Origin of the sequence: Micromonospora sp. NPDC002296, from assembly GCF_040296145.1 — a bacterium.
GTDB lineage: Bacteria > Actinomycetota > Actinomycetes > Mycobacteriales > Micromonosporaceae > Micromonospora.
Genome location: NZ_JBEOWQ010000012.1, coordinates 1 through 24,670 on the forward strand (window position 1 = coordinate 1; position 24,670 = coordinate 24,670).

The 24,670-nt window shown below is 73.4% G+C and carries 15 protein-coding genes; 5 read left to right on the top strand and 10 right to left on the bottom strand.

Features of this window, described 5'->3' with window-relative positions; genetic code table 11:
* Positions 1-123 precede the first annotated feature (123 nt).
* The gene (locus ABT023_RS12570) at positions 124-1,608 is read right to left on the bottom strand and encodes a GH1 family beta-glucosidase (RefSeq protein ID WP_350884656.1); all 1,485 of its coding nucleotides are present in this window, start codon (positions 1,606-1,608) and stop codon (positions 124-126) included.
* 905 nt (positions 1,609-2,513) lie between these two features.
* Here ABT023_RS12570 and ABT023_RS12575 point away from each other — a divergent pair.
* Positions 2,514-5,411, top strand: coding sequence for a glycoside hydrolase family 48 protein (locus ABT023_RS12575; protein WP_350884834.1), 2,898 nt, complete (start codon positions 2,514-2,516; stop codon positions 5,409-5,411).
* A 303-nt stretch (positions 5,412-5,714) separates the two neighbouring features.
* Here the strand turns inward: ABT023_RS12575 and ABT023_RS12580 are convergent, their stop codons facing one another.
* Positions 5,715-6,458, bottom strand: a complete 744-nt coding sequence (locus ABT023_RS12580) for a DUF3159 domain-containing protein (RefSeq protein WP_350884658.1) — start codon at positions 6,456-6,458, stop codon at positions 5,715-5,717.
* 85 nt (positions 6,459-6,543) lie between these two features.
* Here ABT023_RS12580 and ABT023_RS12585 point away from each other — a divergent pair, with 85 nt between their 5' ends.
* Positions 6,544-7,431 (top strand): phosphatase PAP2 family protein, encoded by an 888-nt coding sequence (locus ABT023_RS12585; protein WP_350884660.1) that lies wholly within the window; start codon positions 6,544-6,546, stop codon positions 7,429-7,431.
* A 53-nt stretch (positions 7,432-7,484) separates the two neighbouring features.
* On the opposite strand, the gene ABT023_RS12590 is transcribed toward ABT023_RS12585, so the two are convergent.
* The 4 genes from ABT023_RS12590 to ABT023_RS12605 form a co-directional block, all read right to left on the bottom strand.
* Positions 7,485-7,937, bottom strand: a complete 453-nt coding sequence (locus tag ABT023_RS12590; RefSeq protein WP_350884662.1) for a YbhB/YbcL family Raf kinase inhibitor-like protein — start codon at positions 7,935-7,937, stop codon at positions 7,485-7,487.
* A 306-nt stretch (positions 7,938-8,243) separates the two neighbouring features.
* Entirely contained in the window at positions 8,244-10,706 is a 2,463-nt protein-coding gene (locus ABT023_RS12595; protein ID WP_350884664.1) for a DUF4127 family protein, read from the bottom strand.
* A gap of 52 nt (positions 10,707-10,758) precedes the next feature.
* The gene (locus tag ABT023_RS12600; protein ID WP_350884666.1) at positions 10,759-12,327 is read right to left on the bottom strand and encodes a hypothetical protein; all 1,569 of its coding nucleotides are present in this window, start codon (positions 12,325-12,327) and stop codon (positions 10,759-10,761) included.
* Positions 12,328-12,347: 20 nt separating this feature from the next.
* Positions 12,348-14,051, bottom strand: a complete 1,704-nt coding sequence (locus ABT023_RS12605) for a DUF4127 family protein (protein WP_350884668.1) — start codon at positions 14,049-14,051, stop codon at positions 12,348-12,350.
* Positions 14,052-14,233: 182 nt separating this feature from the next.
* Between ABT023_RS12605 and ABT023_RS12610 the strand changes: the two genes are divergently transcribed.
* From ABT023_RS12610 to ABT023_RS12620, 3 genes are all read left to right on the top strand, one after another.
* A complete protein-coding gene (locus ABT023_RS12610) occupies positions 14,234-15,319 on the top strand; it encodes a LacI family DNA-binding transcriptional regulator (protein ID WP_350884670.1) in 1,086 nt (361 codons plus the stop codon).
* Positions 15,320-15,478: 159 nt separating this feature from the next.
* Positions 15,479-16,441, top strand: coding sequence for an LLM class F420-dependent oxidoreductase (locus ABT023_RS12615; RefSeq protein WP_350884836.1), 963 nt, complete (start codon positions 15,479-15,481; stop codon positions 16,439-16,441).
* A 31-nt stretch (positions 16,442-16,472) separates the two neighbouring features.
* A complete protein-coding gene (locus ABT023_RS12620) occupies positions 16,473-17,264 on the top strand; it encodes an SDR family oxidoreductase (protein WP_350884672.1) in 792 nt (263 codons plus the stop codon).
* A gap of 29 nt (positions 17,265-17,293) precedes the next feature.
* On the opposite strand, the gene ABT023_RS12625 is transcribed toward ABT023_RS12620, so the two are convergent.
* From ABT023_RS12625 to ABT023_RS12640, 4 genes are read right to left on the bottom strand one after another with little or no spacing between them, the layout of a single operon-like run.
* Entirely contained in the window at positions 17,294-19,651 is a 2,358-nt protein-coding gene (locus tag ABT023_RS12625) for a transglutaminase TgpA family protein (RefSeq protein ID WP_350884839.1), read from the bottom strand.
* Between the two features lie 41 nt (positions 19,652-19,692).
* Positions 19,693-20,943, bottom strand: coding sequence for a DUF58 domain-containing protein (locus tag ABT023_RS12630; protein WP_350884674.1), 1,251 nt, complete (start codon positions 20,941-20,943; stop codon positions 19,693-19,695).
* Between the two features lie 16 nt (positions 20,944-20,959).
* Positions 20,960-21,961, bottom strand: coding sequence for an AAA family ATPase (locus ABT023_RS12635; protein ID WP_350884676.1), 1,002 nt, complete (start codon positions 21,959-21,961; stop codon positions 20,960-20,962).
* A 27-nt stretch (positions 21,962-21,988) separates the two neighbouring features.
* Positions 21,989-24,637, bottom strand: coding sequence for a fibronectin type III domain-containing protein (locus ABT023_RS12640; protein WP_502890662.1), 2,649 nt, complete (start codon positions 24,635-24,637; stop codon positions 21,989-21,991).
* Positions 24,638-24,670 lie beyond the last annotated feature (33 nt).

Genomic DNA, 24,670 nt, shown 5'->3' on the forward strand with positions numbered 1-24,670 from the left:
GCCGGCGCGGCCCCGCTCACCCCGTCGTCCGGGCCCCCCCGGGCGGGGCCGGGACGACGGACCACCGGACGAACCGGGGCGGGCGCGGCCGTGCCACGCCCGCCCGGCCGGAACGCCGTCGGGCTACAGGCCGTTGGCCCGGATCACCTCGCGGTACCAGTGCGCGCTGCGCTTGGGTACCCGGCGCTGGGTGGGGTAGTCCACGTAGACCAGGCCCCAGCGCTGGTCGTACCCCTCGGCCCACTCGAAGTTGTCGAGCAGCGACCAGACGTGGTAGCTCTCCAGCGGCACCCCGTCGGAGACGGCCCGGTGCGCGGCGGCGATGTGGTCGCGCAGGAAGCTGATCCGCCCGGCGTCGTCGACCGTGCCGTCGGCGGAGAGGGTGTCCGCCTGCGGCAGGCCGTTCTCGGTGACGGTCAGCGGGACGGGTCCGTAGTCGCGGGTGACCCGGGTCAGGATGTCGTACATGCCGTCCGGGTAGATCTGCTGCCAGTCCGCCTGTGAGGTGGGCCAGCGCGTGACCGTCGCGCCGTCGCCGGTGAGGTAGTACGGGGTGTAGTACTGCACGGCGAGCAGGTCGATCGGCGAGGAGATGATCTCCAGGTCGCCGTCGGCGACGCCCCGGGCCAGCCGGCTGTCGGCGCCGAGGTCGTCGAGCACGTCGGCCGGGTAGCTGCCCTTGAGGATCGAGTCGAGGTAGAGGCGGTTCTCGTACCCGTCGTAGAGGCGCGCGGCGCGGGCGGCCTCGGGGCTGTCGTCGGCGGCGTAGCAGGGGTGCAGGTTGAGCGCGGGGCCGATCCGGCCGGCGCTGCCGGTGGCGCGCAGCGCCCGCACGGCCAGCCCGTGGGCGAGCTGGAGGTGGTGGGCGACCAGGTACGCCGCCTGCGGGTCCTGGAAGCCGGGGGCGTGGTGCCCGGTCAGGTAGCCGTTCTGCACCACGGTCTTCGGCTCGTTGACGGTCAGCCAGACCGGCACCTGGTCGCCGAGGCCCCGGAAGATCGCCTCGGCGTACTCGGCGAACCGGTACGCGGTGTCCCGGTTCTCCCAGCCGCCGGCGTCCTGCAACGCCTGCGGCAGGTCCCAGTGGAACAGGGTGGCCATCGGCGAGATGCCCCGCTCGTGCAGCCCGTCGACCAGCCGGCGGTAGAAGTCGAGGCCGCGCTGGTTGACCGCGCCGGCGCCGTCGGCCTGGATGCGCGGCCAGGAGATGGAGAACCGGTAGCTGCGCAGCCCCAGGTCGCGCATCAGGTCGAGGTCGTCGGCGTAGCGGTGGTAGTGGTCGGCGGCCACGTCGCCGGTGTCGCCGTTGCGGGTGCGGCCGGGGGTGCGGCTGAAGGTGTCCCAGACGGACTCGCCCCGGCCGTCCTCCTTGGCGGCCCCCTCGATCTGGTACGCCGAGGTGGCCGCGCCCCAGCCGAAACCGGTCGGGAAGCGCAGCGCGTCCCGGGGCCGGTCGGTCGGGTCGGTGTCGGGGTCCGACCCGGTTCCGCAGCCGGCGGCCGGGCTGCCGGCGGTCGCGGCGTCGGCGGAGGCGAGGCCGCCGTCGCGCGGGCCGGCGCCGGTGGTCCCGGCGGTGGCGGAGAGTACGGGGCGGCTGAGCATCGACATGGGGCCTTCTCCTTGTGGTGGGTGCCCGCCGCGACCGGCCGGGAGCGCTCCCAGCATAGGGCAGGCGGGGGCGGCCGACCCCACAGCGCCGGGGTCGGCTCCGCTGTGCGGGATGGTTTGACGCGCGGCCGGTGGCGCGGACGCGCAGGCGGGGTGCCAACGGGCGGCGGTCGGGGCGCGCGGGTGTGGACCGAAAGCGAGCGAGGCCGGCCGGGCGGCGTGGCACGCCTGACCCGTCGGCCTCTTTTCCCATCGTGGCGGGGGGTTTAGTGTGGGGACGGGGGAGGGCAACCCCCGTCCCCACCTTTGATGCAAACACGCACGAGTGGAATTGGCGTCCTGCCGTGCGTGTCGCGCGGGAGCCGGGCCACGCGAGTGGCTCTGGTTCCACCTCCCTCCATTGCCGGTGGGTGGCTGGCGGCGGCGTCCGGGCTGGCCCGCCGTCAGCCTTCGGGCAGTGTCCCGGGAACGTCGCGGGCACGACGACCCCGGTCAACATCTTCTGTGTATCTCCATCGATGGAAGCGCTCCCATCGGGGGATGCAGCGACTGTAACGCCCGTCACGGGTTTGTGAAAGACCCAAAACGAGATCGAAACATCTGCCTGCTTCTCCTCGCCGGCTCCTTGTCGTGGGAGCGCTTCCATGCCAGACTGTCGACCTACCGCGACGAGGAGCCAGCTCGCGTGAGCGTGGGTCGCCGAGGGCATCCGGTCACCGGACGGCACCCGACAGGACGGACGGCCGCTGTCTGCCGGCGCCGACGCCCCGTCCCGAACCCGGCCGGGCCGGATCGACCACCATCCCGGGCACCTCCGTCCCCCCGTGCGACCCGCACGTGGAGGTGCTCCCGCCGGGGCCCCGCGCCCCGGCCTGGTCCGAGGAGACACCGCGCACATGAGACTCATGGCAAGACGTCGCCGGACGGCGATGCTCGCCGCCGCCACGTTGGCCGTCGGCGGGGTCGCCCTGCCGGCCGGCGCCGCCCAGGCCGCCCCGGCCTGCGACGTGGTCTACGCCACCAACGACTGGGGCAGCGGCTTCACCGCCAACGTCACCATCAAGAACCTGGGCGACGCCATCAACGGCTGGACGCTCAAGTGGACGTTCCCCAACAGCAGCCAGAAGGTGACCCAGGGCTGGTCGGCGAAGTACAGCCAGACCGGCAGCGAGGTGACCGCGACCAACGAGTCGTACAACGGCAGCCTCGGCAGCGGGGCGTCGACGACCATCGGCTTCAACGGCAGCTACACCGGCAGCAACCCGAAGCCCACCGCGTTCACCCTCAACGGCGTCACCTGCAACGGCACCCCCGCCAACAAGCCGCCGACGGTGTCCCTCGGCGTGCCGGCCGGCCCGTTCGAGGCCCCGGCGGACGTGCCGCTGACCGCCACCGCCAGCGACCCGGACGGGACGATCAGCAAGGTCGAGTTCTACCGCAACGGCCTGCTGGTCAACACCGACACCACCGCCCCGTACGGCTACACCCTGGAGGACCTGCCGGCCGGCAGCTACACCGTCCAGGCCAAGGCCTACGACAACGCCAACGGCATCGCCGTCGACGAGAAGGCGTTCACCGTCACCGCGGCCTCCGGCCCGAGGTTGGTGGCCACCCCGTCCGCGGTCAGCGTGAGCGAGGGCGGAACCGCCACGTTCAACCTCAAGCTCAGCGCGGCGCCGACGGCCAACGTGCAGGTGACGCTCGCCCGCACCGGCGACGCCGACATCACCGTCACGCCGGCCTCGGTCACCCTGACGCCCGCCAACTGGAACACCGGCGCAACCGTCACCGTGGCCGCGGCGGAGGACGCCGACACCGTCGGCGGCACGGCCACCATCACCGCCTCCGGCAGCGGCGTCGCCCCCCTGGCCGTCACCGCCACGGAGATCGACAACGACACCCCCGGCGGGGACAACGCCTACATCAAGCGCTTCCTCGACCAGTACGGCAAGATCAAGAACTCGGGCTACTTCAGCGCCGAGGGCGTGCCCTACCACTCGATCGAGACGCTGATCGTCGAGGCGCCCGACCACGGCCACGAGACCACGTCCGAGGCGTTCAGCTTCTGGCTGTGGCTGGAGGCCCAGTACGGCCGGGTCACCCAGAACTGGGCCCCGTTCAACAACTCCTGGACGGTGATGGAGAAGTACATCATCCCGTCGCACGCCGACCAGGCGACCGCCGGCGCCGCGGGCACCCCGCAGTACGCCGCGGAGTGGCCGCTGCCCAACCAGTACCCGTCGCAGCTCCAGCCGAACGTCCCGGTCGGTGCGGACCCGCTGCGCTCGGAGCTGCAGAGCACCTACGGCACCGGTGACATCTACGGCATGCACTGGCTGTTGGACGTCGACAACACCTACGGCTTCGGCCGCTGCGGCGACGGCACCGCCAAGCCGGCGTACATCAACACCTTCCAGCGGGGCACCCAGGAGTCGGTGTGGGAGACCGTGCCGCAGCCGTCCTGCGACACGTTCAAGCACGGCGGCCAGTACGGCTACCTCGACCTGTTCGTCAAGGAGGCCAACGCCCCCGCCAAGCAGTGGAAGTACACCAACGCCCCCGACGCGGACGCCCGCGCCGTGCAGGCCGCGTACTGGGCCCTGACCTGGGCCAAGGCGCAGAACAAGCAGGCCGACGTCGCCGCCACCGTGGCCAAGGCCGCCAAGATGGGCGACTACCTGCGGTACGCGATGTTCGACAAGTACTTCAAGAAGATCGGCAACTGCGTCGGCGCCAGCGCCTGCCCGGCCGGCACCGGCAAGGACTCGGCGCACTACCTGATGTCCTGGTACTACGCCTGGGGCGGCGCGTACGAGGCCAACCAGAACTGGTCGTGGCGGATCGGCTCCAGCCACAACCACTTCGGCTACCAGAACCCGTTCGCGGCCTGGGCGCTGACCAACGTGGCCGAGCTCAAGCCGCAGTCCCCGACCGCCGTCGCGGACTGGCAGAAGAGCCTCGACCGGCAGCTGGAGTTCTACACCTGGCTCCAGTCCGCCGAGGGCGGCATCGCCGGCGGCGCCACCAACAGCTGGGACGGCAACTACGGCACCCCGCCGGCCGGCACCGCCACCTTCTACGGCATGTTCTACGACGTCGACCCGGTCTACAACGACCCGCCGTCGAACCAGTGGTTCGGCATGCAGGCGTGGTCGATGCAGCGGATCGCCGAGCTGTACCTGGAGACCGGCAACGCCAAGGCCAAGGCCCTGCTGGACAAGTGGGTGCCGTGGGCGATCGCCAACACCACGGTGGGCGCCAACTGGTCGATCCCGTCGGACATGAAGTGGACCGGCCAGCCCACCAACTGGAACCCGGCCAGCCCGCAGCCCAACACCAACCTGCACGTCGAGGTCACCGTCAAGGGCCAGGACGTCGGCGTCGCCGCCGCCTACGCCCGGACCCTGATCGCGTACGCCGCGAAGTCCGGCAACGCGGCGGCCAAGACCACCGCCAAGGGCCTGCTCGACGCGCTGTACGCGGCCAGCGACGCCAAGGGCGTCTCGATGCCGGAGAAGCGCGGCGACTACAAGCGCTTCGACGACGTCTACAACGCCGCCGACGGCCAGGGCCTCTACGTCCCGCCGGGCTGGACCGGGAAGATGCCCAACGGCGACGCCATCGCCGCAGGCAAGAGCTTCCTCGACATCCGGTCCTTCTACAAGAACGACCCCGACTGGCCGAAGGTGCAGGCGTACCTGAACGGCGGCGCGGAGCCGACGTTCAACTACCACCGGTTCTGGGCCCAGGCCGACGTCGCCATGGCGTACGCCGACTACGGGAACCTGTTCCCGAACGGGTGACCCAGGTCCTCCGGGTGGGCGGCGCGGCCCGCCCACCCGGAGTCCGGCCGGGCCAGGGGGAACTGTGAGCCCCGGCCGGCGGACGGCCTGACTTCCACGGTCAGGCCGGGACGGGCCGTCCGTCCGGTCGACGCAGCGGACCGGCCGGCCCGTCCCACCGCCCGAAACCGAAGTTGCCGCGAAAAGCGCCGGGAAAATCGGCCGTCGAGGGATCACGCGACGGTCGCCGACGGAGTAACGTACGTCACCGGAGAGGCCGCTCCCCCCGTGGCGGCCTCTCCCTTTACGTGTCCGGGCCCGGCCTCACCCGTCGGCCCCACCCGCATTCCGGGCGTCGCCCGCCTCCGCCTTGCTCGCAGCGGGGCCGGGCACGGTGACCGGGTGCCGCAGCCCCGGGTGCCCCGCCGGCAGCGACCGGCGGATCACCAGCCAGCTCACCGCCAGCGCCGCCGCCACCAGCGGCCAGGTCAGCGCGACCCGCGCCGCCACCAGCGCCACCACCTGACCGCCGAGGTAGAGCGGCACGAAGACCGCCAGCCGCAGCACGTACGTGGCCGCCCACACCCAGCTCCCCCGCGAGTACGCCCGCAGCAGCGCCGGGTCGCGCCGCCACCGCCCCCGCTGGCGCAGCATCACCCCCACCACGGCGCCCAGCAGCGGCCAGCGGACCACGATGCTGACGACCCAGGCCAGCGTGCTGGCCGCGTTGGACAGCAGTTGGATGAGGAAGAAGTCGGCGGCCCGCCCGGTGCGCAACGCGATCAGCGCGGCCACGCACACCGCGAGCAGGCCGACCAGCACCGAGCGGGGCCGGTCCCCCCGGCGCAGCCGCCAGCCCGCCACCGCCGTCCCGGCCAGCACCGCGGCGGCCACCCCGCCGACCAGTGAGTGACCGGTGGACAGCCAGCCGACCGCGAACGCCACCGGCGGCAGCGTGGCGTCGACCGCGCCCCGCCGGCCGCCGAGCAGGTCCGCGAGCGACTCCGGCCGGTCGGCGGGGCGCGGCTCGCGGGTGGACGGCCCTCGGGGCTCGGGTGTGACGGTCACCGGCAACCTCCTGTCGGTCCGCCCCAAACTAGCGCCAGAGTGTCGGCGGGCCACCGGGAGACGCTCCCGGGCGTGCCGCTACGGTGTGCGGGTGCGTGCGACGGCGAGAGGTTGGACGGCGGTCTGGTTGGTCGTACTGGCCATGGCCCAGACAGCCGCGTTCGTCGTGGTGTGGCGCGCCGCCCTGCACACCGAGCTCGGCCAGTGGGTCGACACGGTGGCGCTGACCGGCAACCGGATCGGCCAGGACACCATCGCCGCACCGGTGGACCGCATCCTCAACACCATGTCGGCCGTGTCGCTGCTGGTGGCGACCGCGGTGATCGGCTTCATCGCGCTGATCCGGCGTCGGGTCGCACTGGCCATCACGGCCACCCTGCTGATCGCCGGGGCGAACGTGTCCACCCAACTGCTCAAGCACTTCCTGGTCCGTCCCGAGTACGGCATCGACCCCGAACGGGCCGTAGCCGGCAACAGCCTGCCCAGCGGGCACACCGCCGTGGCCGCCTCGGTGGCCCTGGCGCTGATCCTGGTCCTCCCGCGCACCGTGCGGGTGCTCGGCGCGTTCGTCGGCGTCGGGTACGCGGCCGTCGCCGGGGTGGCCACCCTCTCCGCGGGCTGGCACCGCCCGAGCGACGCCATGGCGGCGTTCCTGGTGGTCGGGGCCTGGGCGGCACTGGCCGGGCTGATGCTGCTGGTCACCCAGCGGGAACAGGCCCAGGTGGAGCCGGCCGACGCCCACCGCGTCGCCGCCATCGTGCTCGGCCTGGCCGGCGCACTGGCCGTGGTCAGCTCGGCGCTGGCCCTGTCCTGGCTGGTCGACCTGCCCCGGCTGGACCCCGACCAGATGGGCCGCCGGTCGCTCTTCGTCGGCTACGCGGGCAGCGCCGCGGGCATCGCCGGCACCATGGCCATCGTCGCGGCGCTGTTGCTCGCAGTCGTGCACCGGCTCGTCCCCCGGATCAAGGGCTGACCCGGGCCCGACGCCCGGGCACCCGGCCGCCGGCCCGCACAGCCGGTGCGCGGTCAGCGGCGGTAGGTGCCGACCATGGTGCCGCTGGCCAGCTCCCGGCCGGCCAACGCCCGGTGCACCTCACCGGCGGAGGGCTCGGCGGGCAGCTCCAGCGGCCGGTCCAGCGCGTACAGGCGGAAGAAGTAGCGGTGTGCCTCCTCGCCCTGCGGCGGGCGCGGGCCACCCCAGCCGGTCGCGCCGAACCCGTTCGGCCACTCCCGCCCCCCGTCGGGCACCGCGCCCTCGGCCACCCCGCCGCTTTCCGGCGTGATCCCCGTGACCAGCCAGTGCACGAACGGCTCCCGGCCGGCATCAGGGTCCTCGACGAGCAGCACCAGCTCCTGCGCCGAGTCGGGCACGTCGGCCCATTGCAACGGCGGCGAGACGTTCGCGTCGCCACGGGCGAAGCGTCCGGGCAACTGGTCATGATCGTTGAACGCGGTGCTGCGCAGCATGATGCCGGCCATCTCTGGGTGCTCCTCTCCTCGTCTGGGGCGCGCCTACCCGCCGGGGCCGGCGCGAAACGGGCCGCCCCCGACGAGACCTGGTGACAGCCGACCCGCCCGGGCAGTGGCGCCCGGCTCCCGAAGCAAGCCGCCGAGATGGACGGGCAGGCCGGCGGGGGACAGCCGCCGACCTACCCGCACCCGGAGCGCGGCGGACCCGCGGACCGCCCGCCGGTCCGGTTACCGGGTGCAGAGCCATCCGGTAACCGGACCTGGGTCGAGCGGGGTGGTGTTGACGCCGGTCCGCGGGCCCGGTGGGGCAGACGGTCAGCCGCAGGAGGCGGCCCGGCAGGTCACCTCGATCTCGTAGAGCCGCGCCCGGCTGTCCCGGCTGCCGAGCACGTCGAGGCGGACCGCGGTTGCGCGGACCGGCGTGAACGTGTGCGTGGTGAGCTGGGTCGTGTTTCCGGTGATCTCGCTGAGCACCTGCCAGACACCGTCGACGAGGCCCGAGATCCGGTACGCGGTCAGCTCGTACCCGCCGTACTGGTGGAGCTGCACGGTGTCGATCAGCTCCGGGTCGGCGAACCCCACCTGCAGCCAGTGGCTGCCGGCCGGATCGGTGATCCAGCGACTACCGGTGCTGGCCCGGTTGCCGTCGATCACGTGCGCGGGCACGTACTTCTGCCACCAGCCCGACGCGGTGGCCGTGGCGCCTTCGGACGCCAGCGCCACGTTGCGCCACACCGCGCTGACGGTCGTGGTGGCGCTCGCGGTGAACGGGCGGAACGAGCCCGGCAGCACGCCGTGCGGCGCGTCGACCGTGACGGTGGCGCTCTGCTCGGCCGCGAGCTGTCGGACCCCCACGGTCAACGGAACCTCCACCACCGCGAACGGGGCGAGCCGTACCTCGACCGGGGCCGGGCTGGCCCACCCCTGCGGGACGACGGCGCCGAGCTTTGCCGTCACCGGTATGCCGACGTCGTTACGGAGCACCGCGGTGATCCGGGTGTCCACGTCCGAGTCCGGCCGAACCGTGGTTCGCACGGGCAGGGCCGAGACGGTGAGCAGCGCACTGCGGTCGGTGAGGGCGGTGCTCAGGACGAGAGTGGGGAAGGCCTCCAGCTCCTGGTAGCGCGACCAGGCAAGCGTCATCTCCCAGGACTTCAGCCGGTGCACGACGGCGCTCACCTCGTACGAGCCGTTGTTGCCGGCTCGGATCGGGGTGCCGGCGAACTCGTCGGCGAAGAGTTGATCGGCCAGCAGCCTGGTCCGCTCCACCGCGATCTGGTTGGCGCCCTCGAACACCTTCGTCATGTGCTGCGGATCGTCGCCGTTGTTCTGGGCGTACGCCTGGACCTGGCTGAGCACCTGGTTCCGGTAGACATCGGTGTGGGCCAGCTCCTGCAACGTCAACTCGACGTGTGCGGTGGCGGCGCCCAGCAGGATGGCCTGGCGTGCGTTCTGGAAGGGAACCCCCTTCGACTTGCCCGGGAATCCCGGCAGGCGTCCGGTCCGGCTCGCCTGCAACAGCGCCGCGCGGACCACCGACTGGGAGATCGACAGACCGATGTTCCAGCCGGACCAACCGGCCAGTTCCCCGAACCGAATCCGGGGGGCGAGCAGCGAACGTAGCTCGCTGTCCACCTTCCCGGCCACCGCGTCGTCGCCGACTGCGACGAGTCGGCCCCGAGCCACCGCGTCGTGGATCCGGTCGGCGAAGGGTTCCAGATCGCCGCCCCCGGCCGTGTTCGCCATCAACAGGATGTCGGCGTCGGGCCGGTCCGAGGGGCGGGCACCGAGGGTACGCACGTATTCGTCGACCAGGGTGGCGTAGGGGACGTCCTGATAGGGCGCGACCCACTGGTCGCCGGGGGTACGGGACCACTCGACGTCGACCGTCGGGGACTCGCCGAGCCGTTTGGTGATGTGCTTGGCCACCAGCAGCGCGCCGAGGATGTCCGCGCCCGGGTAGATCTTGACCCGGTCCTGGACCCCGAGTTTCGCCGCGAGCGCGGCCAGGCCCGCCTTCTCCAGGCGGTGCGGGCCGTACTCGGTGGCGTCGTCCTGGCCGAGGATCAGATAGTCGACGGTGCCGTTCGCGACCCGTTCGATCATGTCCCGGTTGATCTGGTGGTCCCGAGCCCGGGCGCAGCGGAAGTCCGTCTTGATCTCCTCGGGGATCTCCTTGGCGACCTGCTCGTACTCGGCCCGGTGCTCCTCCTGCCCGAGGTTCTCCACCTGGTCCATCAAGATCGCCCAGCGCCGGATCGGCCCGGAGTACATGCCGGGATAGCTGCTGGTCGGCTCGATGGTGAGGCGCATGATCACGTCGAACGCGTAGAGGGGCTTGTCGGGGTTCTTCCGCTTCACCTCGTCCAGCACGGTGAGCCGCCGCCGCGCGTCGGCCAGGCTGGTGTCGCAGGACCGGGAGGCGACGAGTCCGCCGTAGGCGAGCATCGGGGCCGCGACGACCGAGCCGTCCGCGCCGGCGGCGGCCTTCCGCCACCAGGCGCCGACCGCGTCGGCCTGACCATAGGTGAAGTACTCGCCGAGCAGGTTCTTCGGTGGTGTCAGTGCCTGGTGCCCGCCGGCCTCGGCGACCGCGACCGGCGTGTACGCGGTGAACGGCCGGTCGTCCAGCGGGACGACGGCGAGCTGACCCAAATTGGCCGGCGGTCGGGCGGCTGCGGCCGGCGTGCCCGGGAGGGCGACCGCGAGGGTGAGGGTGACCGCGGTTGTGGTGATGATGCCGAGGGTGCGAGGTATGAGCCGTCTGGTGCGACGCATCGGTTCTCTCTCGTTCGGTGCGGGGGGATGAAGGTCGCCGGTCGGGGGAGGGTCACCGGGTGCCGGCGTAGCCGACCGCCTTGAGGATGCCGAGCCCGTTGTGGGCGATCGGGAGGGTGCCCCGGGTGCCCTTGCACAGGTATTCGGTGGTGTCGGTGTCACCGTCGAGGTCGTTGGTGTCCCGGGTGGGTAGGAACATCGCGACCAGTGAGCGGTCGAGCAGGGCGTAGAGCGCGTCCTGCCGGTCCGCCTGCTGCAACCGTTGGTAACCCGCAGTGAACTTGGCCGGTACCAGCTCCTTGCGCAGCTCGGCGAGGACGCCGAAGCCGACGATGTCGTAGTACTTCGCCTCGGCGTTCACGTTGGGCGAGGTGAGGCGGAAGAAGCCACCGAAGGACAGGTGCGAGTCGTAGTCCCACGCGTCACCCGACGGCGTCGCCCCCTGGTTGTCCGGTGGGTAGTACGGGTCCACGGCTCCGGACGCGGTGTCGTCGACACAGTCGAGCGGGTCGCTGGCCGAGGCGGTGTGCCAGCCAGGGAGGCTGGTGTAGGTGGTGTAGAGGGTCGCTACGGCGGCGGCTGCGGAACTGGCGCCGTTGAGCTGGCGTTCGTGGTCGTAGAGTCCGGCCAGTCCGTACTCGATCATGTCGGTGCCCAGGGTTCCGCCGGCGATCTGGCCGTTGGTGTAGGTGCAGGATCCCTTGCGGTGCCACCGGTTGTCACGGCAGTCCGCGCTGTACGCGCTCTGCGCGACCACCCGGTTCTGGCTGGTGGCGGGGGAGTCGAAGTCGAAGGTGTACCAGTCCGCACCGGCTTGGAGGCCCGTGCTGAGGAACTGCCGGGCAGTGGCGGCCGACAGGCCGTACCTGTTGTCCGGCGGTGCCACGGCTGTCTCCAACCGCTGCATGAACGCGATCGCCGTGAGATTCCAGATCGAGATCGTCGAGTAGAGGTTGCTCCAACTGGAGATCTGGTCCACGTAGCCGCCCGGCGGGGTGGTGGGCTGGTCGAGTGCGTCGACGAACGGATGGATGCCGTAGGACAGGTAGTAGGCGCGCGGGTCCTGCATGCGGAGCAGGAACTCGCCGATGCCGGTGGCCGCGTCGAGGTATCCGGCGGTGCCGGTCGCCTGGTGGGCGGCCAGCAGGGCCTCTCCGCACGCCGCGTTGCCGAACGAGGTGAAGTAGCGGATCTGGCCGTCCGTGGTACTGGCCACCGCATCGTCGAAGATCTTCGGGGCGTTCGGGTTCTTGGTCAGCCGGTGGGCGAGCACCGCGTCGGCGAACTCGTCGATGATTCCGGTCTCCACGCTCGACAACGACCGCTGCTCGTACTCGGCCCGCTGGTCGAGGTAGACCGAGATGAACTGGAGGCTGGTGCAGGCAGCGGTGCTCTGCCGCGGTCCGCCGACGGTGCACGGACTCGCCGGGGAGCATGGCCGGCCGGCTACCGTGAACTGGTTGCCGTAGATGTGTTCGATGTCCCGGCGCAACCCGTTGCGTACCCCGTCGTACGACGCCAGGACCCAGTCGAAGTAGCTGTCGACGAGCGGGACGGGGGTGGCGGCGACGGCCGGAGCGGCCGGGATCGGCACCGCGACGCCGACGATGAGCGTGGCCACCAGAGCCGCTGCCCGCGCCCTCACCGGTGCCCCCGATTCGAGGTCAGGACGATCCGGGGCTCGGCGGCTATCTCGCCGGTACGGTCCCAGGGTAGGTAGATGTGCCAGGCGTCGAGTCGGTCCACGCGGGCCGTCACCGGCGATCGTCCATCGCTGCCGAGGGAGAGCGTGGCCCCGGCGAACTCGTCGGCGAACAGCTTCTCCGCGTACGGGGTGGTGTTGTCGACCGCGTACGCGTTGATCTCGGAGAAGTAGGTCTTGATGATCTGCGGATCCGGCTCGCCCAGCGAGGACGCGTAGGCGGTGGTGGCGGTGCGGACGTTGTTGCGGTACGAGTCGGTCTGCACCAGCTCCGAGACGGACAGTTCGATGCTGGCTCGGGCCGCGTCGTGCAGGAGCGCCCGCCGTGCGGCCAGCACCGGCTCACCGGCGGTGGCCCGCGCGCCGGGCGGCAGGTCACCACGTATCGATCGTTGCCGCAGCGCCCAGCGGGACATCGCCTGGGCAAGGCTGATCCCGACGTTCCAGCCGGAGTAGCCGGCCAGCTCGATGTACCGGATTCGGCCGTTGAGCAGGGACAGCAGTCGCCGGTCGGAGTGTCCGGCGATCGCGTCGTCGCCGAGGGCCACGGGGCGGCCGGCCCGGACGTGGGCCACCAGACGGTCGGCGAACGGCGCCACCGACGCGGAACTGCCACCTGTGTTGGCCATCAGGACCAGGTCGGACTGCTCCGGCTGGTCCACGACCGTCCCGCCGAGGATGTCGACGTAGCCCCGGACGAGCTGGGCGTACGGGATGTTCTGGAAGGGCGCGGTCCAGGCCTCACCCGGCACCCGGGAGTACTCGATGCTCACCTTCGGACGCACGCCGGCGTCGCTGATGGCGATCTTGGCGATGAGCAGGGCGGCCACCACGTCGGCACCCGGGTAGATCACCACCCGGTCACCGACGCCCAGTTCGGCGATGCGGGCGGCGAGTGCCAGGGACTCCGGTCGGTGCAGGCCGTTGCCGGTGGCGTCGTCCTGGCCCACCACGAGGAAGTCGAAGATCCCCTCGGCAGCCCATTCGATCATCGTCAGGTTGACCCGGTGATTCCGGGCCCGGGTGGACAGATAGTCGCTTCGCACGTCGGCCGGGATCTGGGACTCCAGCGCGTCGAGCTGAGGACGCTTCTCCACCATTGCGAGGTTGTCGACCTCGTCCTTCACCGTCGCCCAGACCCGCAGCTCGTTGCGCCACGGCCCCTCGGGGGTGAGCCGCATGATGGTGTCGAAGGCGTAGAGCCGCCGGTGCGGGCGGTGCCGTCGGACGGTCCGTACCGCCGCCAGCCGGGCGAATACCTCGGCCTCTGGTACGGAGCTGTTGCGGGAGTTGAGCAGCCCACCGTAGGCGAGCATCGGTAGGGCGACGACCAGCGCGTCCGCCGACGAGGTGGACGAGGTGAGCCACCGGCCGACGGCGCGACCGTCGCCGGGGGTGAAGTGCCGACCCAGGGTCTTCCGTGGCGGCAACAGGGTGTCGTAGCCGGCGCCGGTGGCGATCTGTTGCGGGGCGTACCAGGTGTAGGGCCGGTCGTCGAGGGGGACAAGGGCGATACCGCCGAGCCGTGGGGTCTTCGGCCGGGCGTGAGCCGGGGGGCCGAGGGCGGTGAGGCCGGCGCCGGTCAGACCGGCGAGGCCTGCTGCCCGGAGAAGGCCACGTCGGGACAAGGCGTGATCAGGCATTTCGGCTCCTTGCGTTGCCGGGGGGTGCGCTGAGTGTTGGATCAATGGGAACCCCGGGTCAAGACCGCCGGAGCCCGTAATTCGTATTACTGCCTCTGTCCACCCTTGACACTGGTTCCGCGGGCCGGGCAGCATCCTCCGCAACAACGGTCGGCAATACCTACTACCTCGGAAGGTGGCCGGTGTCCGTGTCCGCAGGGCGGGGCAGGCTGACGCAGAATGAGATCGCCCGGATGGCCGGGGTGAGCCAGACGACGGTGTCCCTTGTGCTCAACAACCGTTGTGAGGCCGCCTGGCGGATCGCCCCGGAGACCCGGGAACGAGTGCTGCGCGTCATTCGCGAGACAGGATACGTCGCCGACCCGCTCGCCCGGCGGCTGCTCCAGCAGCACAACCAGATCCTGGGCGTGTTCACCTACGAGTCGGTGTTCCCGAGCACCAGCGGGAACTTCTACCACCCGTTCCTGTCCGGCATCGAGGCGTGCGCGGAGAGCATCGGGTGCGACCTGTTGCTGTTCACCAGCGCCCCCGTCAGTGGCGGCAGCCGGCGGATCTTCCACGACAACAACCGCATCCGGCTCGCCGACGGGTGCGTTCTGCTCGGTCGGGAGATTCCCCCCGACGAGCTGGCCCGGATGGTCGCCGAGGACATGCCCTTCGTGTCTGTCGGTCGACGCGACGACGCCTATCTACCCTCCGGCAAGGGCGGTCCGGTGCCCCACGTCGGTGCGGACTACGCCCAGGCCACCGCCGCCCTCGTCCACCGCGCCGTCGACCTCGGGCATCGGGTGATGGCGTACGTCGGCGCCGGTGCCGGCCCGGAGTCCGCCGTCGACCGACTGGCCGGCTTCACCGCCGCGGTCCGGGAGACCGGAGTCGACGGTCGACACGAACCGGTCGGCGGACGGACCCGGGCGGAACTGCTCGACGTACTGTGCTCGGCCCGGGTCACCGCCGTCTTCTGCGAGGAACTGGTCGAGGCGGCGGCGATGGCCGAGGCGGCGCGGGCCCGGGGCCTGTCCGTGCCCGGTGACCTGTCCCTGTTGGCGCTCGGCGATCCCACCGAACAGGCCGAGACCGACCTCGACCTCACCGGCTTCCGCATCCCCCGCGAGGACATGGGCTGGCAGGCCATCGAGGTACTCGACGACATCCTGCACGGCCGGATCAGCGACCACCAACGGCTGCTCCCCTGCGAACTGGTCGAGGGCGAGACCCTCGGTGCCCCGGGCCCCGCCGGGCTGCGCTGGCTCGCTTCTGGCGGCTGACTTCCAGGACGGAGCTGTGCGGCTGTCAGGCTGCGGTCAGGCGTGGTCGGAGGCGGTGCGGCGCGGGTGCGCCAGGACGATCGGGCCGATCCGGCCCGGCGGAACCTTGCCGGGCAGCCCGGCCGGCGGGAGGATCGGCCGGTGACGAACCGATGGGGTATGACCGTGCCGCTGAGCGGCATCCCGCTGGCCGACCACGCCGCCGGCTACGCGGCCCTGCACCGGGCGGGCTTCACCGACCTCTGGTCGTCCGAGGTGGCCGGGGCCGACGCGTTCACCCCGCTGGCGCTCGCCGCCGCGTGGCAGCCCGAACTGCGGCTCGGCACCGCCATCGCCCCGGTCTTCACCCGGGGGCCGGGCCTGCTCGCGATGCACGCCGCAGCGCTCGCCGAGGCCGCCCCCGGCCGGTTCGCCCTGGGCCTCGGCGCGTCCTCGCCGGTGCTGGTGCGGGACTGGAACGCCGTGCCCTTCGACGAGCCGTTCAAGCGCACCCGGGACGTGCTGCGCTTCCTGCGGGCCACCCTGGCCGGGCAGACCGTCGACGGCGCGTACGACACCTTCGCGGTGCGCCGGTTCACCCTGGAACGGCCGCCGGCCGTGCCGCCGCCGCTGCTGCTGGCCGCCCTGCGCCCGGGAATGCTGCGACTGGCCGGCGCCGAGGCCGACGGGGTGATCCTCAACTGGCTCGCCGCCGCCGACGTGCCGACCGCCCTCGGCGCGCTGGGGGAGCGGCGGGACGGGTTCGAGGTGGTGGCCCGGATCTTCGTCTGCCCCACCGAGGACGCCACGCACGCCCGCGCCCTCGGCCGCCGGCTGATCACCAGCTACCTCACCGTGCCCGCGTACGCGGAGTTCCACCGCTGGCTGGGCCGGGCGGAGACGCTCGGGCCGATGTGGCGGGCCTGGGCGGCGGGGGACCGGCGCGGCGCGAGCGCCGCCGTGCCCGACGAGGTGGTCGACGCGCTGGTGCTGCACGGCTCACCCGAGCACTGCCGCGACCAGGTGCGCCGCTACGCCGACGCCGGGGTGGACGTACCGGTGCTGGCCCTGCTGCCCACCCCGGAGCCGACCGGAGACCCGGCCGCGCTGGTCGACCTGATCGCCCGGCTCGGGCCGGCCTGACCGCCCCGCCGGGGCGACGGAGGGAGCTGACATGAACCTCACCGACCGGGTGGTGGTGATCACCGGCGGGGCCGGCGGCATCGGCGCGGCGCTCGCCCACCGGTTCGCCGCCGAGGGCGCGGCGGCCGTCGTGGTGGCCGACCTGGACGCCGCCGGGGCCCGCGCCGTCGCCGAAGACGTCGGCTCGGTCGCCCACGCCGTGCAGCTCGACGTCACCGCCGAGGAGCAGGTCCGCGCCCTGGTGGCCGACACCGAGCGACGGTACGGCCGGATCGACCTGTTCTGCGCCAACGCCGGGGTGGCCACCGAGGCGGGGCTGGACGCCACCGACGCCGACTGGGACCGGGCCTGGCGGGTCAACGTGCTCGCCCACGTGCACTCGACGCGGGCCGTGCTGCCCGGCATGCTGGCCCGGGGCCAGGGGTACCTGCTGCACACCTGCTCGGCGGCCGGGGTGCTCACCGCTGTCGGCGACGCCCCGTACACCGCGACGAAGCACGCGGCGGTCGGGCTGGCCGAGTGGCTCGCGATCACGTATCGGGACCAGGGCATCCGGGTCAGCGCGCTGTGCCCGCAGGGGGTGGACACGCCGATGCTCGCCGAGGGGCTGGCCGCCGGTCACCTCGGGGCGCGGGTGATCGCCGCCTCCGGCGCGGTGCTCCACCCCGACCGGGTCGCCGACGCGGTGATCGCCGGCCTCGCCGAGGAACGGTTCCTCATCCTGCCCCACCAGGAGGTAGCCGCCTACGCCCTCCGCCGCGCCCAGGACCCCGACGGCTGGCAGGCCGGCCTCCGCAAACTGATCCGCCGCCTACGCCCCTGACCCCACCCCACCCCCCGCGTGGGGGTGGGTCAGCGGGGCCAGCGGAGGGGGCCGGGGTGGGCTGACCAGAGCAGGCGGCGCCAGAGGGGGCGGGCTGCGCGTAGCGCCGTGGTGAAGTCCGTTGCTACGGCCACCGCCCGGTCGGCGTGCGCCTCGCCGGCGCTGCCCGGGGCGAAGGCGACCTGGTTGAGCAGGACGGCCAGCTCGTCCACGGAGGGCGTCGGGTCGGGCGTCGGTCCGGCGCCGGCCCGGCCCGGCCCGGTCTCGGCATCGGACCGGGGACGGCCCGCGCGGTCCTCGGCCAGGGCGGCGCGGGCCCGCTCGGCGACCTCCGTGGCGGAGAGTTCCCCGCCCACCGGCCGGCCGGCCAGCCGCAGCGCGTCGGTCAGCTCCCGCCAGGCGCCGGCTATCCGCCGGCCGGGGTCGCCCGTGGACAGCCGGGCCCGGGACCGCGCCCGGCGCAACGCGACCAGCACCGCCAGCACCGCCCCGACGACGAGCAGCAGACCGGCCGTCCCTCCGCCGACCAGCACCGGCGTCGACAGCCCGCCGGAGTCGACCGGCCCGCCCGGCGCGGCCTGCGCCGGCGGGGTGGCCGTCGGCTCCGGCGTCGGCTCCGGCACCTCCGACGGCGGCGGGTCCTCCGGCGTCGGGCGGAAGTCCTCCTCCACCGGGCGCGGCTCGTCGTCCGGACGGGGCAGCGGGTCGAACGGCACCCAGCCGAGGCCGGAGAAGAGCACCTCCGGCCAGGCGTACGCGTCGCCGGCCCGGACCGGCCCGTCGCCGGTGGCACGGAAGCCCACCACCACCCGGGTCGGCAGCCCGGTCAACCGGCCCAGCAGGGCGAACGCCGCCGCGAACTGTTCGGAAGTGCCCCGCTGGCCGCCCGCGTTGCGCGGTCCGAAGAGGAAGAAGCCCAAATTCGGGTACGCGTGCCCGCTCGGCGCGTCCGCCACCATCCGGTAGTGCTCGGCGAGGAACTGCTCGATCGCCGCCGCCCGCGCGTACGGGGCACCGTTGTCCTCGGCGAGCTGGGCGGCGAGCCGGCGCACCGGGTCCGGCACCCCGTCGGCCACCCGCACCACCCGGGCCACCTCGTCCCCGGCCGGCACGTCCGCCATGCCGAGGAGGTTGTCGTCCGGCCGCTCCGCCGCCGAGGTGACCGTGTACCGCAGCCCCGGCGTCAGCCCCTCCGGCCGGATCAGCGTCCCGGTCTGCGGGTCGTACGCCACCCGGGCACCGCTGACCTCGCGCGGGGTGGCCACCGCGGGCAGCAACCGCCCGCTCAGGTCCGCCACGGTGATCTCCTGCCGAACCGTCTCCACCGTGGCCCCGGGGGCGGGCTCGGCCGCCGGCAGGATCCGCCCGGCGTTGCGGTACGTCGCCCCGACCCGCCAGGTCACCCCGTCGTAGTCGCTGAGCACCGCGAGCCGGATCCGCACCGACCGGCCCCCGTCACCGCTGCCCGGCCCGTCACCGCTGCCCGGTGCGGCGCTCCCGCCCGGCGAGGCGCCCCCGCTCGGCCGGGTGCCGCTCGCCGGGCCGGGCGACCCGGCGGGGGTGGGCACCGGGGCCGGGGCGCCGGGGCGGCGCGTCGTCACGTCCAGCAGCTTCTGCTGCGGGTTCAACGCCCAGCCCGAGATGCGGATCAGCGGGTTCTCGTCCAGGGACTCCACCTGCGGCGGCTCCACGTACCGGCGTGGGTCCACCGGCCGGTCGTCGACCCGGCCCGCCACCACCGGACCGAGCAGGGCGGCCAGTCCCACCACCACGACCAGCCCGGCGGCGGTGGTGGCGGCGAGGCGTACCCGCACCGCCGCCCGCACCCTCGGGGCCAGGCCGTCCGTCGGGTCCGGGCCCGACGGACCCGGCCCCTTGGACGGCACGGCCAGCCCGACCGCGGCGACCGCCGCGAACGCCACCGTCGGCCAGATCGCCGGGTCGGCGTTCGGCCCGACCACGTACAGCGCGCCGGCGTAGAGCAGCGCCGGTGGGAGACAGCCCAGCAGCACCCGGCCGGCCCGCAGCGCCACCTCCGCGCCGGCCAGCCCGGCCAGCCACGCCGCGACCAGCGGTACCAGCACCGTGTCCGGGGTCGGCTCGACCGGGATCATCGCGGTCAACAGCCGGGGGATGCCGTTGCGCGCCGCGTCCGCCGCCACCTCGGTCAGCGATCCCGGCAGCCCGGCCGCGTCGGCGGACAGCTTCAGCGACCACGCCGTGAACCCCGCCATGGCGGCCACCGACAGCGGGGCGACCAGCCAGGACGGCAGCCGCCGGGCGGCCAGGCTGACCAGCACCGAGCCCACCGCCGCACCGATCACCAGCCGGGGCAGCAGGCCCCCGGCATACACCCGGCCCAGCACCACCCCGGTCAGCGCGACCATCACGATCAGCGCGAGCGGCAGCGGCACCGCCCGAAGCGCCCTCACCACCGGCGGACCCCGTCCCACTCGGCCGCGAACGCGGCCCCGTCGGCCGCGTCGACGACCACCATCCCGGTCGCGCCGGCCGGCGTCGGCCCCGCCGCCCCGAACACCCCCACCACCACCGACGGGTACGCCCCGCGCAGCGCGCCGAGGTGCCCCAGGTCGCCCCGGCCGCCCGGCCCGGTGAGGAAGACCAGCGTGTCGCCGAGGCGCTGCTGACGCAGCCGGGCCGTCGTCGCGCGCAGCGCCGCACCGGCGTCCCCCGGGCCCAGCCGGACCGCGGCCAGCCGGTCCAGCGGCGGGGTCGCCGCCTCGGCCGCCCGGCTCGCCACCGTGGGGGCCGACGGCGCGGCGGGACGGGCCCGCAGCCGGCCCGCCACCCGGGAGACCCACCGGTCCCCGGCCGACGCCGGCTGCCCGTCGCCGGTGGGCCGCTCCGGGGCCACCAGCAGCAGCACCACCGGCAGGTCAGCGCGCAGCGCCGCCGCGACCACCGACGCCGCCGCCTCGCAGGCCGCCTCGAACGACTCCGGGTCGGGGTGGGCGGCGGCCCGGTCGTCCAGCAGCACCACGATCCGGGGCAGGCTGGTGTCCACGTTCTCCCGCACCATCAGCTCACCCACCCGGGCGCTGGTGCGCCAGTGCACCCGGCGCAGTTCGTCGCCGACCACGTACTCCCGCAACGAGTCGAACGTGATCGACCCGTGCGGCACCCCGTCCACCCGGCCGTCGAGGCTGCGACCGGCGCCCCTCGGCACCGCCGCCAGCGGGTGGATGCGGGGGTGCACCCACACCGGCACCGTGCCCGAGTACGGGCGGGCCAGCGCCACCAGCCCCAGCGGGTCGCGCCGGGTCACCCGCAGCGGCCCGACCGGCACCACGCCCCGCCGGTCCGTCGGCACGTCGTAGCTGATCGTGGTGTCCCGGCCGGGGCGCAGCCGCAGCACCGGCACCGGCACCGTCCGCTCGCCGCAGCGGTCCTCGGCCAGCAGGTTCGCCGCCCGCAGCCGCCCCACGTTGCGCACCGTCAGCACCATCCGGGCCGGCTCGCCCCGGGACACCCGGTCCGGGTCCGCGTGCCGGGTCACCTCCAGGCGGGGCCGCCACAGCGCCACCAGCAGGGCGTACCCCACCGCGACCGCCGCCGCCGCGCCGAGCAGCGTCAACTCCGGGTACGCGAACCGGAACCCGGCGACCAGCAGTGCCACGGCGGCCACGAGCAGCCCGGCGCCCCGGGCGGTGATCCCCACGTCCGTACGGCCCGCCTCAGCCCTGAACCCGGGCCGGGGCGACCTGCCCAGACGGCAGCGGCACCGGCACCGAGGCGACCGCCTGACGCAGCACCTCGGCGGGGGTCACGCCGCGCACCTGCGCGTCCGAGCTGAGCAGCAGCCGGTGCGCGAACACCGGCTCGGCCAGCGCCTTGAGGTCCTCCGGCATGATCCAGCCCCGCCCGTCGATCAGCGCGTACGCGCACGCCGCCCGGGTCAGCGCGATCACCCCCCGGGGGCTCACCCCCACCCGAACCTGCGGGTGGCTGCGGGTCGCGGCGGCCAGCCGGACCGCGTACGCGTACAGCGGCTCGGCGATGTGCACCCGCCGGGCCATCTGCACCATCTCCCCGACAGTCTCGGTGTCGGCGATCGCCGACAGCGCCTCAGGGGAGCGGACCGTCGCCCCGCGCAGCACCTCCACCTCGACCGCCTCGTCGGGGTAGCCGACGGAGAGCTTCACCAGGAACCGGTCGAGCTGCGCCTCCGGCAGCCGGTACGTGCCGTCCATCTCCACCGGGTTCTGCGTCGCCACCACCAGGAACGGCTGCGGCACCGGATGCCGGACCCCGTCCACGGTGACCGTGCGCTCCTCCATGACCTCCAGCAGCGCCGACTGGGTCTTCGGCGACGCCCGGTTGATCTCGTCGGCGATGACGATGTTGGCGAACACCGGCCCCGGGTGGAACTCGAAGCCCCGGGTGGCCTGGTTGAAGATGGTCACCCCGGACACGTCCGAGGGCAGCAGGTCCGGGGTGAACTGGATGCGCCGCCACCGCCCCTTGACGGTGGCGGCGATCGCCCGGGCCAGGGTGGTCTTGCCGACCCCCGGCACGTCCTCCAGCAGCACGTGCCCCTGCGCGAACAAGGCCGTCAGCGCGAGCCGGACCACCTGCGGCTTGCCCAGCACCACCGAGTTGACGTTCTCCGCCAGCCGGGCGGCGAGGGCGGCGAAGCCCTGCACCTCCGGCTGGGTGAGCGGTTCGTTGGTGTTCACGGCGGTGCTCCTTGCCTGGTGGCGCGGTCAGCAGGTGGGCAGGACGTTGATGTTGTCCCCGCCCTCGAGGTTGAGCCAGGCCCACGGGATGTAGTTCTTCCCGTCGAACTCGACCTGCACCCACCAGGTGCTCTGCTTCTGGTTGTTGTAGATCCAGGAGTCGACGTTCTCGCCCTGCTTCCGGCAGTACGCCTTCAGCCGTCGGCCCGGCTTGGCCCAGCCGGCCTGCTGGTCGTTGTCCTGCCGGGTCACCCGGAAGACCTCGTTGCCGTTGCGGCCGTCGACCTCCCTGTCGCAGTACGTCCGCTGGTCGCCGTCGGGACCGTTGTTGCAGGTGGCGATCCCGTACAGCGGGTCGGTGTCCTGGGCGCGGGTCGCGGTGCCCTTGCCGGCGGCGTTGGTCGCCGTCACCGTGGCCGTGTACCTCGTGCCCGGCGTCAGGCCGGGCACGGTCGCGCTGGCACAGTTCCTCGCCTGCACCGGCGCCTCGCCCGGGACGCTGACCGTGCAGTTCGCCTTCCCGCCCCCGGCGTCCACGGTGAAGGTGACCGTGACCGCCGTGGCCGTCGCCGACGAGCCGGTGACGGTGATCCGGGGCTGGGCGACCGTACGCGCGGTCGCGGTGGCCTCCGGGCCCGGGCCGGCCTCGTTGACGGCCTTCACCTTCACGGTGACGTTCTGCCCGTCGCCCAGGCCGTTCACGGTGGCCCGGGTGTCGGTCACCTCGCTGGCCCGGCCGCCCACGTCCACCAGGTACTTCGTCACCGGCCGGCCGTTGGCCGGCGCCGGGGACCACTGCACCGCGACGGTGCCCGGCTGGTCCGCGACCGTCGACGCCCGCAGGTCAACCGGCTGGCCGGGCGCCGCGAACGGCACCACGCTGTTGCTCACCGGGGACGCCGTCGACCCGGCGCCCCGGTCGTTGACCGCGACGACGGTGAACGCGTACTGCGTGCCGTACTCCAGCTCGCCGGCCGGCACCACCAGCTCCGTCTTCGCCGACTCGCCCGCCGGGGCGTTCGCGCCGGCCGAGGCCGCCGTCACCGCGTACTTCGCGATGGTGTTGCCCTGGCCGTTGGCGGCCGGCCATCTGACCAGCACCGTGCCGTCCGGCCGGGCCTCGGCCGTGACGCTGGCCGGCGGGTCCGGCACGGCCGCGGTCGGGGTGACCGGGTTGCTGGCCCGGGCCGGGCCGTCGCCCTTGGCGTTCACCGCGTGCACCGAGAACCGGTACGTCTCGCCGTTGGTCAGGCCGGTGATCTCCACCGACCGCTGGTTGGCCCCCACCTCCCGGCGCTGGCCGGCGCCCTCCACCACGTACCGGATGATCTCCGCGCCGTTCGCGGCGGCCGGCCGCCAGCTCACCCGGGCCTGCGCGTTGCCGGCCGACGCGGTGACGCTGCGCGGCGCGCTCGGCTTGCCCACCTTCGGCTTCTTCGGCGGGGGCGGTGGCGGGGGCACCGGCGGCGGGTCGCCGCCGAGCACGTCGTTGGCGTACTTGTTGACCTCGCGCACCTGGTGCTTGTCGTCGACCACCCGGGCGGTCGACGAGTCCGGCGCGTTGATGAACAGGCGGTTCTCCCGCACCTCCAGCTCCAGCGGGCCCGTCGAGCCCTTGCCGCCGATCGTGTCGACGAGCTGACCGTTGGCGTCGAAGGAGTACACGGTGCCGGTGGTCTCGTCGGCGCAGTAGTAGCGGTCGGCCCAGGCCACGGCCGGGCTGAGCCCGTCGCCCCGGCCCGGCACGGTGAACGCGCGCTCCTCGCCGCCTGCGCCGACCAGGTGCACCGTCCGGTCACCGGGGACGGTCACCGGCACCTTCGGCCCGCTGGTCCGCGCCGGCAGGGCACCCGGCCCGGCGATCGTCAGCGGCGGTGTGCGGCTGACCTCGCCGCGCTGCACCCGCACCAGCTCGCCCGACGTGCGGTCGAGCACCGCCACCCCGTCGTCGAGCGTGGAGACGACCAGCTCGTGGCTGGGCTCGGCGACCTCGTACGTCTCGATCTTCTTCGGGCTGACGCCGGTGTCGGCCGGCGCGGCCGAGCCCGGCTCGGACGGCAGCTCCGCCGCCGTGACGGCCGAGACGGTGCCCTCCGCCGGGACGGCGATCCAGAGCCGGCCCTCCCCGTCGAACGCACCGCCGGTGATGCCCGGGGGATAGCGCACCGGCTCACCGATCGGGGCCAGCGAGCGCGGGTCGAGCTGCCGGACGATGCCCTGCACGGCGTCCACCACGAACGCGGCGTCCTCGTGCAGCGCGACGTTGACGCCCAGGCCGGGGGTGGTCCGGGTGGTGGCGGTGATCTGGAGGGTGGCCAGGTCCAGCGAGCTGACCTGTCCCGTGTTCAGGTCACGCAGGACCAGCAGCCGGTCGGTCTGGATGACCTGCATCGGATGCCGGCGGGCGTCGGGGATCTCCACCCGGGTGTCCACCCGCGCGGTGATGCCGTTGACCCGGGCCATCTCGCTGCGCGCCGCGCTCCACAGCCAGCTGCTGGCGTCGTAGTTGGCCACCGCGTTGTCGGCGGCGCCCAGCCCGAGGACGGTGAGTCCCATCGCGGCCAGCAGCGCGCCCACCGTGCCGACGGTGACCAGGCCACCGCGCCAGCGGGAACGGCGAGCGGGGATCCCCGGCCCGGTGCTCACGGCGTCGTCGATCGTGCCGACGGTGACCAGGCCATTGCGCCAGCGGGAACGGCGAGCGGGGAT

Excerpts from the sequence above, each read along its gene's own strand:
- ABT023_RS12575 (WP_350884834.1), top strand. The coding sequence starts at position 2,514 with ATGGCAAGACGTCGCCGGACGGCGATGCTCGCCGCCGCCACGTTGGCC.
- ABT023_RS12590 (WP_350884662.1), bottom strand. The coding sequence starts at position 7,937 with ATGGCCGGCATCATGCTGCGCAGCACCGCGTTCAACGATCATGACCAG.
- ABT023_RS12625 (WP_350884839.1), bottom strand. The coding sequence starts at position 19,651 with ATGGTCGCGCTGACCGGGGTGGTGCTGGGCCGGGTGTATGCCGGGGGC.
- ABT023_RS12605 (WP_350884668.1), bottom strand. The coding sequence starts at position 14,051 with ATGCCTGATCACGCCTTGTCCCGACGTGGCCTTCTCCGGGCAGCAGGC.
- ABT023_RS12595 (WP_350884664.1), bottom strand. The coding sequence starts at position 10,706 with ATGCGTCGCACCAGACGGCTCATACCTCGCACCCTCGGCATCATCACC.
- ABT023_RS12620 (WP_350884672.1), top strand. The coding sequence starts at position 16,473 with ATGAACCTCACCGACCGGGTGGTGGTGATCACCGGCGGGGCCGGCGGC.
- ABT023_RS12570 (WP_350884656.1), bottom strand. The coding sequence starts at position 1,608 with ATGTCGATGCTCAGCCGCCCCGTACTCTCCGCCACCGCCGGGACCACC.
- ABT023_RS12615 (WP_350884836.1), top strand. The coding sequence starts at position 15,479 with ATGACCGTGCCGCTGAGCGGCATCCCGCTGGCCGACCACGCCGCCGGC.